Annotated in this window: 14 protein-coding genes; 6 read left to right on the top strand and 8 right to left on the bottom strand. The window is 71.1% G+C overall.

The window, feature by feature from the left end; all coding sequences use genetic code 11:
• Positions 1-107: 107 nt before the first annotated feature.
• Positions 108-1,082, bottom strand: coding sequence for a hypothetical protein (locus tag ACIQF6_RS28570; protein ID WP_400900024.1), 975 nt, complete (start codon positions 1,080-1,082; stop codon positions 108-110).
• A 318-nt stretch (positions 1,083-1,400) separates the two neighbouring features.
• On the opposite strand from ACIQF6_RS28570, the gene ACIQF6_RS28565 reads away from it, so the two are divergent.
• On the top strand, positions 1,401-1,622 hold the full coding sequence (locus tag ACIQF6_RS28565; RefSeq protein ID WP_400900022.1) for a hypothetical protein: 222 nt from the start codon (positions 1,401-1,403) through the stop codon (positions 1,620-1,622).
• 86 nt (positions 1,623-1,708) lie between these two features.
• Here ACIQF6_RS28565 and ACIQF6_RS28560 read toward each other — a convergent pair whose 3' ends face one another.
• The 7 genes from ACIQF6_RS28560 to ACIQF6_RS28530 form a co-directional block, all read right to left on the bottom strand.
• Positions 1,709-1,846 carry a hypothetical protein gene (locus tag ACIQF6_RS28560; protein ID WP_400900020.1) on the bottom strand — a complete coding sequence of 46 codons (138 nt, stop codon included), beginning with the start codon at positions 1,844-1,846 and terminating at the stop codon, positions 1,709-1,711.
• Complete coding sequence (locus ACIQF6_RS28555) at positions 1,843-2,172, bottom strand: hypothetical protein (RefSeq protein WP_400900018.1); 330 nt, start codon at positions 2,170-2,172, stop codon at positions 1,843-1,845. Before ACIQF6_RS28555 ends, ACIQF6_RS28560 begins: the two co-directional genes overlap by 4 nt.
• Positions 2,151-2,312: a hypothetical protein gene (locus ACIQF6_RS28550; protein WP_400900016.1), complete on the bottom strand. Its 162-nt coding sequence runs from the start codon at positions 2,310-2,312 to the stop codon at positions 2,151-2,153. The genes ACIQF6_RS28555 and ACIQF6_RS28550 overlap by 22 nt, the downstream gene beginning before the upstream one ends.
• Before the next feature lie 78 nt (positions 2,313-2,390).
• Entirely contained in the window at positions 2,391-3,119 is a 729-nt protein-coding gene (locus ACIQF6_RS28545; RefSeq protein WP_400900015.1) for a hypothetical protein, read from the bottom strand.
• Positions 3,120-3,919: 800 nt separating this feature from the next.
• Entirely contained in the window at positions 3,920-6,133 is a 2,214-nt protein-coding gene (locus ACIQF6_RS28540; RefSeq protein ID WP_400900013.1) for a helix-turn-helix domain-containing protein, read from the bottom strand.
• 982 nt (positions 6,134-7,115) lie between these two features.
• Entirely contained in the window at positions 7,116-7,913 is a 798-nt protein-coding gene (locus ACIQF6_RS28535; RefSeq protein WP_400900011.1) for a GntR family transcriptional regulator, read from the bottom strand.
• On the bottom strand, positions 7,910-8,443 hold the full coding sequence (locus tag ACIQF6_RS28530) for a UTRA domain-containing protein (protein WP_400900009.1): 534 nt from the start codon (positions 8,441-8,443) through the stop codon (positions 7,910-7,912). The genes ACIQF6_RS28535 and ACIQF6_RS28530 overlap by 4 nt, the downstream gene beginning before the upstream one ends.
• Positions 8,444-8,589: 146 nt before the next feature.
• On the opposite strand from ACIQF6_RS28530, the gene ACIQF6_RS28525 reads away from it, so the two are divergent.
• The 5 genes from ACIQF6_RS28525 to ACIQF6_RS28505 all read left to right on the top strand — a co-directional run bounded on the left by ACIQF6_RS28525 (position 8,590) and on the right by ACIQF6_RS28505 (position 13,444).
• A complete protein-coding gene (locus ACIQF6_RS28525) occupies positions 8,590-8,916 on the top strand; it encodes a helix-turn-helix domain-containing protein (RefSeq protein WP_400900007.1) in 327 nt (108 codons plus the stop codon).
• A 251-nt stretch (positions 8,917-9,167) separates the two neighbouring features.
• A complete protein-coding gene (locus tag ACIQF6_RS28520) occupies positions 9,168-9,683 on the top strand; it encodes a hypothetical protein (RefSeq protein ID WP_400900005.1) in 516 nt (171 codons plus the stop codon).
• 621 nt (positions 9,684-10,304) lie between these two features.
• Positions 10,305-10,823 (top strand): hypothetical protein, encoded by a 519-nt coding sequence (locus ACIQF6_RS28515; RefSeq protein WP_400900003.1) that lies wholly within the window; start codon positions 10,305-10,307, stop codon positions 10,821-10,823.
• Between the two features lie 125 nt (positions 10,824-10,948).
• Complete coding sequence (locus ACIQF6_RS28510) at positions 10,949-11,200, top strand: WhiB family transcriptional regulator (protein WP_400900001.1); 252 nt, start codon at positions 10,949-10,951, stop codon at positions 11,198-11,200.
• Between the two features lie 243 nt (positions 11,201-11,443).
• Positions 11,444-13,444 carry a DUF2637 domain-containing protein gene (locus ACIQF6_RS28505; RefSeq protein WP_400899999.1) on the top strand — a complete coding sequence of 667 codons (2,001 nt, stop codon included), beginning with the start codon at positions 11,444-11,446 and terminating at the stop codon, positions 13,442-13,444.
• Positions 13,445-13,716: the final 272 nt, after the last annotated feature.

Raw genomic sequence — 13,716 nt, 5'->3', positions numbered from 1 at the left:
CCACGCGGGTCTCGGCGTTCGGGCACGCGCGCCGTTGGGCCGGGATGGTGCGCGATCCCGGTTCCTGGGTCTCGCTCGGTCGACGGCCCCGGTGCGAGCGAGGCCGTCTACCGCTGCTTGCCGCTGCGCCGGGGAAGGGCGGGCGCGAGGTCGGCAAAGTCGGGGGCGAGACGCGCGAGGTCGGACAGCGGCGGCCGGTCGGCGGCGTGGCTCCCGAAAACCACCAGGCCGTCCGGGGCGCCGTGCAGCGTCTCGTCCGGGCGGTCGTCGTGGACACGCTTGGCCGGCTCGGTGCTGCGAGGGTCCAGCACCGACACCAGGCGGCCTTCGCTGTCGTTGAACCAGGTCAACCGCCGCCCGTCGGCGCCTTCCACGGTCTTGAACATCGACGTCGACTCAGGCAGTCTCCGCTCCGGGCGCCGTGCTGCTGCCTCCATGCCGGGGAGGGAGAGGACACCTCCGTCGGCGGTCAGGGACAGGACCTGGTCGGGGTTCCTCAGCTGGCGCCGGCTGGCGGGCGGAGTGTTCCAGAGCCACAGCTCGGAGCCCGGTTCGGCGATCAGCGTGGTGTAGGCCGCGGGGCGGTCGGGGTCGACGGGGACCTGGAAGAGCGTCAGTTCGGCGCTCCGCAGCAGGCCCTGGTGCCGGAGGCGGTGGCGGGCGATGTCGCGCACCCAGGCTTCGGCGGCGTCCGCGTTGGGCAGCTCGATCAAGTCCCGGGGGTCGGTCTCCCGCCAGCCCTGGTGGCGTTCGGCAGCGATCTGCCCGTCGGTGTGCCACATCGCCTGGACGCGGGGCCCGGGCTGAGCACGGTGCCGGCACAGCGGGCAGGGATCGGGGTGGACGTCGATCTCGCGCATGGAACCGGGGTCGAGCAGATCGAGCACCTCGCCGTCGTAGAGGCCTTTGAGGAGCAACTCCGTCAGGGCGGCTTCCTGCGAACTGCCGGGAAGGATCTGGACTTCCTGCCACGGCTCGGTGGTGGTCCTGCGGCTACGGATCACTGTGAGCCTGATCCGCATCGGGCAGTGGTCGTCGTGGGAGTCGCGGTCGGGGGCAGTGGGGTGCACAAGGGTCTCCATGGCAGGCGTCGGTCGGCCCGCATCGTGCGAGCCATCGGCACAGGTCGCTCTCGCCCCGTTCGGGGCGCCACTCCGGCAGAGCCGGGTTGATGCTGCTGCGACTTGAGATCCTCGGCCCCGAGGGCCGCCACCACGGGAGCCATCCCCGCTCCGTCCAGGGTAGGGCCCGGGTACGACAGCGGACCGACCCAGGCTGGCCGCAGAGTGCCAGCCGTAACCGGCACGGGCACCGATCGTTCTAGCGATACCGCGTCGATCCGTCGCGGTAGGGCACGGCGACCGCGCCGGTGCTGTGCAGTGGAACCCCAGGGAGGGATCATGACCGCAAGGAAGCAGGCGGGAAGCGAAGCCGGAACGGGTTGGCGCCACGCCTTCCGGAAGGCGGGCGAGTATTGGGCGGCTGCGGCCGAGATGCTGGCGCGGGCCAACAAGATCGCCGTCAAGGTGGACGTGATCATCCGCGAGTGCCGGAAGATTGCCGACGACATGAAGAAGTTCAGGGCGCTCTTCGCCGACGGCTTCGGCCCCAGCACCGCCTGACCGCACTGCCGACGCGAGCGGCCGGGTGGCCCACCGTGAGGATGGGATACCCGGCCGCTCGTCGTACGGCTGCCCGGCCAGCGGACTCAGTACCTGATGGTGATGTGCGCCGTGTACGCCCCGTCGGGCTGGCAGAGCGTCCACTCCGTGCCGCCGGGAGCAGCAACCAGGAAGGTATCGCGCAGGTCTCCGCACACCCAGAGGGGGCCGATCCCGTCTGTCATCGCATCCCATAGGCCGGTGGGCAGGTTGGCCCGGCCTGAACCGACGGGAGCGCCGCCGGGACCACCGCCAGCAGGTGGACCCTGCAGGCGGTGGTCCCGGGAGGGGCGGCGTGCCACAGCGAGCGGGCTTCGTTCGCGGTCAGGGCCTGCAGGTGGCACGGCCAGATCTGCCAAGGGTGATGGGTCAGGAGGGTGCGCTCGGCCTTGACGCGGGAGCGCCGGTACCAGATCCAGCCGATGAAGGCTGCCAGCGTGCCGAGGCAGATCGGCGCGGCTTGGACGGCCTGGCTGGCCCACTGCCCGATCAGTAGGAGGAGTCCGGCCACCGCGGCGCCAGGCCGACGGCGGCGTACACCTGCCTGCGATCAGACGCTTCCTCCGCGCGAATCCTGGATGCCTTCCCGGTGGCCGGAACATCCAGGGCCACCCCGGGCAGCACCCGGTAGCCGAACAGATCAGCCTTCACCGCTGCTCCTCTCCGTGGTGCAGTTGGTCGACGTGGTACTCGGTCACCGCCTCGCAGGCTCGAGGTGGTGATGACCGATCACGACCTGGCGATGGCCTTCAGCTGATCGAGGGTCAGCTCCTGGCTTCGTGCGTCGGACTCGCCCGTGGTGAACTCCAGGAGGCCCCGGCCGGGGCTTCCTCCGCCCGGACGAAGCGCCGCGGTGTCCTTACCGTCGGAGTCCACCAGCTGCTGGAGGTAGGCGGCAAGTGCCCAGGGACCGCCGCCGCTGTAGCCGACGTTGTAGCCGTTGGCACGGCGTTGGGGAAGGAGGCACAGGACGTCACGGCTGGTCCTGGCCCAGAAGGTGCCGCGGTCGATGACCAGCACAACGACGCTCTCGCCGTCGCGCAGGTTGATGGGGGAGAGAGTCTCGTAGGCCCACCGGTCGGTGCTGCCGCTGGCGGTGCGGTAGTGCTCGGCCACCACGGGCGTGCCGAATTGGGGGTCGGTGAGGGTTCGCAAGCAGGTACAGCCGGCCCCGCCGACGACGGAGGAACTCTCGGGGTTCTCCGTCGCGCAGGTGTCGAACAGCCTCGGCATCTCCTGGTTGGCGACCAGGAGGGCGTGCAGGGCGTTGGGGGTGGAGCGGCGCAGACGGCGCACCCACTCCTGCACGTACGGGCTGGTGTGCTCGATCCTGGTGTCGAAGTGGAGGCCGGTGGTGACGACGTCTGAGCCCGGCTCCGTGTAGAGGACGAAGTCGGCCCAGGAGGACCGGTCCTGCGGGTCGTAGGTGGCCTTGAGGTCGTGCTGGGTGTAGCTCAACTGCGTTCGCTCCCTTGGGGTTTTCCCCGCCGCACAGGCGATGTCACGCATAGTGTTGCAGTTGTTACCGGGGCGCGTGAGGCCTTCACCGGCTGCGGCCGGATCGCAGGGTGTGTCGGCCGGTTCCCTCCCGTCACCGCCTGGGAGCACCAACGCCAGCCAGACCGGCACGAGGGTCCTGCTGCGCTTGGGCGGGAACCCTGGCTAATGGGTCCGAACCACCGAGCGGGCGCCGCCCCGGGCGTGGGCACGGAACAAGGCGCTGTGGCCGGCGTGCTCTGATTCCTGCCGATCGGCAGCAGGCTCGGGCATCGGGCCGACCGGGCTTCTATCCGGCGTCGGCGGGCACCGGCGCCCACTCGCTCCACCGCCACGGTCGGTGCCGGGTGTGCAGGCGGTGGTAGCCGCACATACGGCAGCGGGCCGGCGCGATCGACTGCGGCCGGAACCGGTGCGGGCTCTGGAGCCACTGGCCCTCGGCCTGGACGTGGTCGGATCGGTGCCGACCGCACTCCTGCCGGGCGCAGATCCAGTAGCCGTCGCCTCCGTCGAGTCGGACTGGACCAACGTGGTGCCAGTGGTCAGTGATCAAGGGCGGTCGTCGAGTGCTCATGGTCAGGGCTTCCTGTCGGTGGTGGTGCCGTCGAGATACGAAGAGCGGGAGCGGGCTCCGGGTGGCGGGCTCTCCCACGGTGAGGAGTGCCGTCTCGTACTCGCCGAGCGTCCAATCCGCACGATCACCTCCCGTGTTCGGCGGCGGCCGTTTGTCGCCGCCAGCTGGGCCGGGGCGTCGTCGCTGGTCATGAGCACTCCTGGAGGTCTCGGTGATGGGCCCGCGCGGTGGGCGCGGCGGCCGGGCAGGGCTGGCGCAGCGAGCGGACGAACCGCAGCTGCTGCTCCAGCAGTTCGCGGGCGGCGGCCAGCCGGGCGCATCCCCCGGCCTCGAACGCGGCCTTTTCGGCGTCGTAGCGGGTCTCGTACCGATGGGCGCGGCGCAGCTCGGCCGCGCTCGCCAGCTCGGCCTCCTCGCAGGCGGCGGCGGAGCGGGCCCAGTGCTCCAGCGCCCGGTGGTGGGCCTGGTCGCGGTGGGTCTCGGCGTTGACCCGGTCGGAGGCCGCGATCATGTCGCGGTTCGCCTTGGGGTGGCGGGCGGCAATCAGCTTCTCGGTGGTCTCGGCGTTGACCCGGTCGACCACGGCCCGCACGTCGTTCCAGCAGGTCACGGTGGTCATCGCGAGGTGGAAGTTGACCGTTTCGACCATGGCGGCGCGGGTGCCCCGGCGGCTGCTGCAGTGCAGGCACAGCCCGGCCGACCGCGGGGCCTGGCAGTCCTCGCACGGCACGGCGAGGCGGGCCGCCTCGGCTGCGGCCTCGCGAGCTTCACGTGCGGGGCGCTCGGCTTCGTAGCGCAGTCGGCGCTGCTCGGCCTCTCGCTCGAGGGCGGCCAGGGCCTCGGCCCGGCGCATCGCCAGGTCGTGCAGGCGCCGCTCGTGCTCGGCCTGGCGCTCGCGGTCGGTGGCGTCCGGCATCTCGGCCAGGACCTGGCCGGCCACGGCGGCCCGGGTCGTACGCCGGTCCTCCACCCGCAGCTCGCAGGTCACGCAGTCCGCGCCGGAGTCCAGGCGGATGCCGTCGTCACACGCGTGGGCCGAGCAGGACTGGCCTTGGGGCAAGCCGCGGCGCAGCATCCACCCCACGGGGTCGTCGACCAGGACGGGGCCGCCCTGGCGCTTGAGCCGCCAGGTCAGGCGCTCGGCCAGCGCGGTGGGTGCGTGGGCGGCGCCGGTCCAGCGCGCGATGCCGCGCAGGGCGGCGCGGACGTGGCCGGCGAGGAACTCCCGGGTGGAGGTGCCGGTCACGCGCCGCAGCAGATCCTCAACGGGCTGGAGCGCGACCCGCAGGTCGGCGTCCAGGCCGATGTCCCAGCGCAGCAGCCGGACCGCCGACTGCTGCCCGCGCCGGATGTTCGCCGCCATTCCCGTGCCGACCCGAGATCCTGGCTTGTCCCCGCGAAGCGGGCGGCCGAAGGCATCCACCGGGCCGCCCCCGGTGAGCACGTCCTCGCGCGCACGTGCGTCGCGCGTTACCGACGTGTCCGCTACGCGGGAAAAGCAACCATCGACGGAGTTCGGCCTGTTGGGAGAAGCTTGTTGTAGGTGGCCTGTTTGTGGAGCCGGAACGAGGGGGGCCTGCGGAAGCGAGACCAGGGGGGTCGCGGGAGCCGGAACGAGGGGGGTCGGCAGCTCCTCGGAGCCCTCCCCGAACAGCGCCAGCTGGCCCGCACAGACCCCGGTGACCGGGTCGGCGACGTCGTCCACCAGACCGGGCACCCCTTCGGGCCGCGCCGACTGCCGGGGCTGCACGAACAGGGCAAGCTGCGCCGCCGCACCGGACACCGGGGCCGGGTGCACCTCGTACTTCGGGGCCCGACCGACCGGGGCGTCCCGGGACACCCAGCCGTCGGCCACCAGGCCCTGGGCGATCGTCCGGCACGCCTCCGCGCTCATCCCGCAGGCCCGCGCCAGCACGGCAGCCGAGGCGCTCAGCCCCAGATCGGATCGCAGCGAGATCGCGCAGTAGACCTTGAACCGGTGGCCCGACAGGGAGTTGCGGGCGAGCGAGGAGACGGTCACCGCGAGCTCGTCACCGACCGGCCGAACTCGCCGGCCGAGCGTCCCGGTGGGCGAGGGCTGATCGGCCAGCACCAGTACGCCCTCCACCTCCCGCAGCGCCGCGGCCACGGTCTTCTCGTGCAGCCCCAGGGCGTCGGCGATGGTCGAGTTCGACGCCCAGCACGACCCGCTGCGCCGGGAGTAGTCGGCGACGGTGGTGACGGTGCGGATCGTGTCGCCGGTGTGCCGGGCCAGCCAGGCAGCCGGGAAGCGGCACCAGAACGCGCGCTCGGAGTTTGTTGGCGCGCGGTCCGGCTCGGTGGGGGCTGGGGTGGACGGCTTCCGGCGTTGGCGGGGCAGTACCCCGGACCTGCTGGTCAGGACTGCCGGGATCGCGGTCACCGGCTGCCTCCAGAGACAAATGCGCAGCGCGCAGCCTCGATTGACGACCCGTCACAGAGATGGCGATCGTCTGAAAATCGGCGGTTTCGACGGCGCGCGGGTACAGCGAAGTGGAAAACGGCAGCACGATGCTGCATCATGACCTCGTCCTCGAGAACTTGGCGAGGGCACGCAGAAGGCCCCCGCTGGGGTCGGCTGCGGTTCTGTGGAGAACCGAGAAATACGAGTCGACAGGCCCGGCAAGGCGGTCACTCGCGAGGAAGAATCTGGGCGCTTCCCCGGGCGGCAATCCCGGTCGGCACCCGGGCGGCCCTCACCGCACAACCCTCCCGGCAAGGAGAGTCAGCAAGACGAGGCGCCGCCCCTGACGGCCTAGGTCATCTCGACCTCCAGGCCAAGCCGTTCACCAGAGGTGATCTCGGCCGACAGCCTGCTCCTGACGATGCGGAGCACGGCGACACCCGAACGGATCAAGCCCCTGCTGGGTGCGATGCATTCACGGGTGAGTCCTGCGGGGCGCGCCATGCCGCTGCGCAGAAGGATCTGGGGGAGGGGGCCTGTGCTGGCAGGGCGCGACATCGGCCGGCCGCTGTTGCGCCGATGGGCACTCCAGCGGGTACGCTGAAGCACAGCGCGCACCTCCCAACTAGGTGTTCGCACGAGCCGGTGCAGTTCCCCGGCTCCCCGGCCCCGGGTGACCGAGACCGGCGGGACTTCCACAAATTCCCCGCCGCGGTTGCGACGGGGCCGAGCCTTTTCCTGGACCTTCACCGTTCAGCGGGTCTTCCACCTCCCGCCGTCAGTGACGGTCCGCGTCTGATCCTAAGCCCACCGCACACGGTGGCCGCCAAGCCCCTGCTTGCATCCCTGTGTGTCGCCTGCCTCCGGGCCGTGCCTGCATCGAGCGGTTCGAAGCCGGGCGGTCTCGATCATGCCCGCCCGACGCTACAGCTATTCGCAAAAGGCAGCAAGGTTGGCCGCGTCAGAAGATGTACTTGAGCGCGTATAGGTGCCCAGCCTTCACCATCACGGTCACTTCGATCACAACCTCCTCCGTTGTCCGCACGACCCGGAAGGTCCGGAGAACTGGAACCAACTCCCCCGGGAGCTGGAGAGCCGCAAACTGCTCCTGCGTCGGAATGCACGCCGTCACCAGGTCGACGGTTCCCTTGGGCGCAGGCACGTAGCCCAAGCTGGCGAGCAACGTTGGCGTCCCGCCCTTGATCTTCCGGGCCTCCAGCAGCGGAGTCCCCTCTGCGATCATCAGCGGGTAGTAGGAGTGCACCAGCTCGGCTGGCTGGCCATCAAGGCGAAGTACCTGGCTCCGACAGACCACGGGGGACGCCTCCGGGATGCCGAAGGCCGTCGCCACCTCGCGGGGCGCATCAACCACGCCTACCCCACGAAGCTCGCTCGTGGCCTGGTAGCCCTGGCCCTCAGCCTCTGTGATCCACCTGTACGTCTCGCCCGGTTCGGCCGGCGCCGAGTAGGCCTCCGGCACCATGATCTGGCGCGGCCTGGCCGTCACGGTGACACTCGCCCCGGGGCGGCCCGTCACGAGATCCTCGTCCTTCAGCAGGCCAACGGCTTTCTGGATCGTGGCGTTTGACGCGCCGAAGCGCTCGACGAGCTGAGCCGTCGAGGGCAGCTTCTTGCTGCCACTGTCCTGCGGCAGTTCACCGGCGAAGATTTCATCTCGAAGGTCCGCGGCGATGCGCTGATGAATCGCCCGCGGATCCTCCCGGTCGCCCTTCCTAGGTTTTCTCTGGTCGGTGCTCACGTCATTCCGTCCGTTCGCATCTCGTAGCGAAGGCGCTGGTGTAGCGCGGAAGCCACCATCACATCCACCTGTACCGGCTGGCCATCGGTCGTCCTGCAGATGCGATGCATGACCAGCACCCAGACGTTGTCCGGGAGCTGCAATGCCTCACGTTCCGCCTCGGCGGCCGGCCGCGCTTCGATCTCTTCGGCGATGTGGGGTGTCTCGACCCCGAGTTCGCGAAGAACCCGCGCCGGCCCGCCTTTGATCTTGGCAGGCCGGGCGAGCGCCGTCCCTGCCGCGATGTCCGCGCGGAAGTAGGAGTCGGTCAACTCAACCGTTCGGCCATCAAGGTCCATGGAGCGGCGGCGAACGACCGCCTGCGCGCCGAGAAGCGCTGCGACGCACTCGGGGGCTTCGACCAGCCCCGCTTCGAGGACCCGGTGCGTACCGCGCTGTCCCGCGCTGGCTGCTTCCTGCTCCCAAGCCGCTCCCGGTGCCTGCGCGCCGGCGTACAGCGATGAGCTGCTCGTCCACCCTGCTCCGGCCATGCGCGGCCCCCAATCGTCGCTCCGACCTTGCTGGTTTCCAGATTAAGCCCTGGTCCTCACCGGGGTGACGGCAAGAGAAGCTTGCTACTTTACGCGAAAAGCATTACGGTTCACGTGTTGGACGAACCGAGCAGGAAGAAGCCCTGATGGAGACCGGCAAGCCGGGACCTGGGGATTCACCAGCAAGGAGCGTTGCGATCCGGCCCTGGGCACGTCCCGGCAGGGTCCGCCGCTGGAATCCGGCACGTCAGCCCCAGCCGGAGCAGACGGTGTCGGTGAAGGAGGCAGCACTGCTCCTTGAGGTGCATCCCGCCACGATCTACCGCCTGATCAAGGCCGGAAAGCTGGCGCACACGCGCCGAGGTGCAGCGCCGCCGGCGGACGCCGGAACTGGCAAGCGCGGCGGAGGGATCAGGGTTCTGGTCTCCGCCATCGACCGGATGCGTCGGATCAGACAGAACGACATCAACTGACCCGAGAACCACGCGAGATGGAAACGAAGAGACCTCGGCTCCGCCTGGACAGCTGCCACCGAGGTCTGGAATCAACCCAAGGGAGTGATTCGCATGGACATCACGCACCAGGACCCGGCAGGCCCCCCGCCCGGGGATCCCACGTGGCTCGAGCAGAGAATCGCCAGCTGGAGCCAGAGCCAGGTCGAGGTCCAGGAGATCCAGGACGAGGTCGCTCGGCTTCGTGCCCAGCTGGCGGGGGGTGTGTCCTGATGGGCCTGCTCGACAGCGCGAAGGCGTACCTGGGGCTCGGCTCCAGCGGGTCCTCGACCTCCACCTCCGGGACGATCACCCGCACGGGCGGTTCGTCGTCCGGTGGCTGGCACTGCTACGGCCTGGCGGCGGTCCTGCGCCAGCAGCGCAAGGTCCACCCCACGCCCGCCGCGACCGACCGCTTCGGCCGGCGAGTGTGCAGCCCGGACCCGTACGGCCAGCCCGGCTCCGACCGGCACACGGTGCGGAACTTCGGCGGCCCGTACCGGGACGGGGACGGGGCACCCGATGACGCTCACCTTCGAGGTCCGCAGTTTCATCGGCGGCGACCCGAAGCCCAAGCCGGAACCGGCCCCGCCTGGCGAGCCGACGAGGGGCGACCAGTATTGGAAGTCCAGCAGGAGAAGCAGACCGGACAGGCCTTCCTCTTCCTGATCTGGTCGAGGAATCCGACCCAGCCGGAGCCCGCGCCGCAGGCAGCACCGCAGGGCAGCGGCACGCAGCGCGCCTCGTAGATCGCCACCCGCAGTACCCCGTCCCGGCGTGTGCTCTCGGAACCGCTCTGTCATGGCCATGCCTGGCCGAGCGGCGCCGGGAGTGTGCGGCGGGCCCGCCAGGGCCTCAGCACTCTGCACCACCACGACGCACCCGGAAGCCGGGCCCGAAGGGGCCTGGCCAAGGAAGTGCCCGTCTACTTCTCAACTCCACAGTGTGAAAACAGAGTTAGACCCCGAAGCCGCGAGCGTGACGCCGCCGCGGGGTGAGCGACCAACACCGCGAGACGCAAGCACCTTGGCCGCGGGGCCCGCCTCCCCGCACACCATCCAGGCGAGACCGCTCGGCTCCGGCCGAGCGGCAAGCGGCCCACCGTCCCGACGGGGTGCGGCCGTCACGCACACCAAGTTCCACCTGCTCGGCCGGCCGCCGCCCGCCGCAAGGAGGGCGGCGGCCACCTTTCGGCTCCCTCCGGAGCTGCCCAGAACCCGCATCCGAGACCAGGTCAACTTCCCTTCTCCGTACGGCTTCTGGGGGGTTCCGGAACCTCCGACCCCCGCAGGCGCAGCGCTTGCGACCGACACTCGACAGCCGCCCCGGTCACCCGCTCGGTGGCCGGGGCGGCTCGAACCGGAGTCGCCGTGCACGAGTCCCTTCCGGCACCGCAGGTGCCCCGCTTCCTCCGCAGCGGCCCGATCGGCCTGCTGCGCGCCGGGAAGGGCGTCTTCGCTCTTGTCGGACTGGGCGTCTCCGGGGCCGTCGGCCTGCTGGGCACCCTGCAACTCACCTCTGCTGCGATCGCGTTGGACCGGCTGTACTTCTGGCTGGCCGTCCGCGCCGGGCGCTGGGGCTACCGAGCCGCGTGCCTGGACGGCACCGTCACGACGGCGCTTCCCGGGCCGGACGACAGCGTCTACCTGGCCGGCACGGAGGACGGGCCCTTCGACGGCACCTCGCCAGTGCTGCTCGACCGGGCCCGTGAGGACCACCTGACCGGCCGCTGCTGCCCGGACGGCGCGCCCATCGAGGGGTGCCGACTGGTGCAGGACGCGGTGCTGGCCGCCGACCCCGACCTCCTCGACCAGGCCGAGGAGGAGCTGATGCGCCGGTTCGCCGCCCTCGACGTCCTGCTGGCCGACGAGAGCGAGAGCCCGCGCTGAACAGCAGTAGTGCTCCTACCGGGTGGTCAGCGCGACCACCCCGAATCCGAACCGCGTTCCACCCGCCCCTGACCGCCGCCCGGCAAACCGGGTCGGCCGCCACCCGCAAGAAGGAGGAGATGACCATGGATTGGCGCCATCGCGCTGTTTGCCGGGAAGAGGACCCTGAGCTGTTCTTCCCGATCGGCAACACCGGCCCGGCCCTGCTGCAGATCGAGGAGGCCAAGGCGGTGTGCCGCCGCTGCCCCGTCGTGGAGCAGTGCCTCCGGTGGGCGCTGGAGACCGGCCAGGACGCCGGCCTCTGGGGCGGGATGAGCGAGGACGAGCGGCGCGCGATGAAGCGCCGGGCCGCCCGCAGCCGGGCCGGCCGCACCTGACCGCGGCGCTCAGAACGACATTCAGGCCGCCGCCGAGCACACCGGCGTGGCGGCCGTCGACACCCTGGCAGCCGTCGAGGTTGCCGCAGTCGGACCCGCACACGGCTGCCGCCGGTGGCGCGGGTTCAAGAACGACCAGCTGGACAGCACCCCGGTGACAGAGCCGGCGGACCGTCACGGCGAAGGAGGCGCTGCGCCGCCTGCAGACCAATCCCGCTGTCTGATCACCATGGAGACAACCTCATGAACCCGCCGTCCAACCACCTCGCCATCTCTGTGCCCGGCACCTCGTGGCTGCCCGGCTGGGCATGGTTCGGCCACCACGCCGACAAGCTCCTCGCCGGCCTGGTCCTGGCGATCGCCGCGTTGCTGATGCTCAGGGCGTGGCGACGGTCGGAGGCCGCGTACAAGCTCGAACAGACCCTCACCCCCGAGGAGCTCAACCGCCGGGACGCCTTGGCCGACCGTCGCGGACGTCAGGGCGACGACCTCGGCGTCATCATCGTCGCCCTGGCTGCCGCGAAGCTCAGTTCGGACGGGCTGCGCAAGCTCGGGCGGGACATCGGGCTGCAGGGCTACTGGGACTGGTTGCCGTTCCTTGCGCTCGATGTCGCGGCGTACGTCTGCGGCCGCCGCGCCAGGCGCCGCTCCCGCAACAACGAGCCGCCCGGTCTGTCCGGAGTCCTGGTCTGGGTCCTGGCCGCCACCAGCTCCGCGTTCTCCGCCTCCGAGGCCACGACCCTCAAGGGGCAGATCGCCCGCGCGATCTGGCCGATCATCGCGGCCGTGCTTTTCGAGCTCGGGTCGATCGAAGAGCGGGGGGCGGCCCGCCGGCGGCTGCGGGAGGCCGGCGAATGGCTCGACCGCCGGCTTCGCCTGCTGCGCCTGGCCCACCCCCTCGAACTGGTTCACGTCGCCCTGGCGCTGGCCGCCGACGCCGACCTGTCCCAGGCCGATGCCACCCGAATCGTCCGCGTCCAGGGCGCCGCCCAACGGCTGTACGTTCTGCGCCTGCTGGACAGCCGCCTGCCGTCCGAGAGCCGCGCTGAGCCTCGTTCCCGTCGCAAGGACAAGGCCAAGCGCGCCGTGTCCCCGCGCGGCATCGGAACCTTCCTGCTGCGGCTGCGCCTCGGGCTGGCGGAGCGCCGGGCGCAGGCCGCTCAGACCCGGGTCCGGGCCGAGGACCACGACGACGTGCTCGCTGCACTGCGCCGCCTGGTCCGGACCCGCGAGTTCGCGGCGCTGAACTTCGACGACTCCCAGGCCGTCGAAAGTCTGCGGGCCACCACGCTCGGCGACCGGCCGGCTCCGGCGGCGCTCGCTACAGCCGGCGGTGGATACGACCCGCTCCCCTACCCGGGTGAGGGAGCCACCACTGCCGGTGCCGGTACGGCGGGTGTACTCGCCTCCGCGGGTACACCTCGGCCTGCGGTGCCGTCCTACCCGCTCCAGCCGCGGGTGCACCCGGCGGGTGCACCCGGCGCAGCGGGTACACCCATCCCGCCTCACCCGGCCGAACCCCGGGTACACCCGATCCAGGACCGGGTGTACCCGGGCGGCCCGCAGGTGCACCCGGCCGATTCGCAGGTGTACCCGACGGGTGTACCTGCCCCGGCAGGTACACCCGGACTCCCCTGTCCGCCCGCCGAACAGGTACACCCGGCAGCGGGGCAGGTACACCCCAAGCCCCCTACCCGTGAGGCCCCAAGGAGCATCGCCCCGGTAGAGCACCAGGTCACGGCAGGTATGTCGGTGGATGGCCCCGGCTCTCCCGCTGCCGATGGGGGTGAAGCAGGTAGGGATCGGCCGCGCACCGAGGACGCGTCGGATCTGGGCGCGGCCGCTCCGCACGACGCCCCGAGCGCGACGGGTAGGGCGCGGGAGGTGCCGCACGCCGGAGACGGCGAGTCGGGTAGGGCTGACGACCAGGACGACGAGGAGTCCGGCAAGCGCTTGACCCCCAAGGAGATTGCCGACGAGTTGTTGGCGTACGTCAACGAGGCCACGGGCTGCCTCACGATCGGAATCGGTCCGGTCAAATCGATGTTCCGATGCGGTCAGACCAAGGCCAAGCAGGCGATGGCCCTGGCGCTGGTCCTGCACCGCGAGCAGGTCCGAGCCACCCGGGCCTCCACCGGGCCGCAGGAAGCCGAACACCGGGCGGACGCTGATCCGGCGACGCCGTCGGTGCCGGCGGTTCCGGCGCAGGGGGTTCTGCGGGAGCTGGTCGATGCCGGGGTTTGACTGCTCCGGCCCCTCCCCCGCAAGCAGCCGGGTTGTTCCGGCCAGCGGTTGGCGCTCTTGGGCTGCCGTCCCCGCGCGCCCGGCGCGGGGACGGCGCCGCCGACGGGCGCGCCTGGCTGATCCCGACTCGATGCGGTTCGCTCTGTCGCGGCCGAGAGCGGCCGGACGACGGCCCGCCCCGCCCACGACGCCCCAATGTGATTACCGAGAGTGAAGGAGAAAGGCGTGAGTCCCCTTCTCGAACTGGTCGGCTGCACGCTCGCGGTGGGCGC

The organism is Kitasatospora sp. NPDC092948, from assembly GCF_044754805.1.
Classification (GTDB): Bacteria; Actinomycetota; Actinomycetes; order Streptomycetales; family Streptomycetaceae; genus Kitasatospora.
The sequence above is the reverse complement of the archived record's forward strand: the minus strand, read 5'-3'. Positions and strand labels throughout refer to the sequence as shown.

Bases quoted from the DNA above. Each gene is read 5' to 3' on its own strand.
- ACIQF6_RS28520 (WP_400900005.1), top strand. From the start codon at position 9,168: ATGGGCCTGCTCGACAGCGCGAAGGCGTACCTGGGGCTCGGCTCCAGC.
- ACIQF6_RS28565 (WP_400900022.1), top strand. From the start codon at position 1,401: ATGACCGCAAGGAAGCAGGCGGGAAGCGAAGCCGGAACGGGTTGGCGC.
- ACIQF6_RS28560 (WP_400900020.1), bottom strand. From the start codon at position 1,846: ATGACAGACGGGATCGGCCCCCTCTGGGTGTGCGGAGACCTGCGCGAT.
- ACIQF6_RS28570 (WP_400900024.1), bottom strand. From the start codon at position 1,082: ATGGAGACCCTTGTGCACCCCACTGCCCCCGACCGCGACTCCCACGAC.
- ACIQF6_RS28525 (WP_400900007.1), top strand. From the start codon at position 8,590: ATGGAGACCGGCAAGCCGGGACCTGGGGATTCACCAGCAAGGAGCGTT.
- ACIQF6_RS28505 (WP_400899999.1), top strand. From the start codon at position 11,444: ATGAACCCGCCGTCCAACCACCTCGCCATCTCTGTGCCCGGCACCTCG.
- ACIQF6_RS28530 (WP_400900009.1), bottom strand. From the start codon at position 8,443: ATGGCCGGAGCAGGGTGGACGAGCAGCTCATCGCTGTACGCCGGCGCG.
- ACIQF6_RS28510 (WP_400900001.1), top strand. From the start codon at position 10,949: ATGGATTGGCGCCATCGCGCTGTTTGCCGGGAAGAGGACCCTGAGCTG.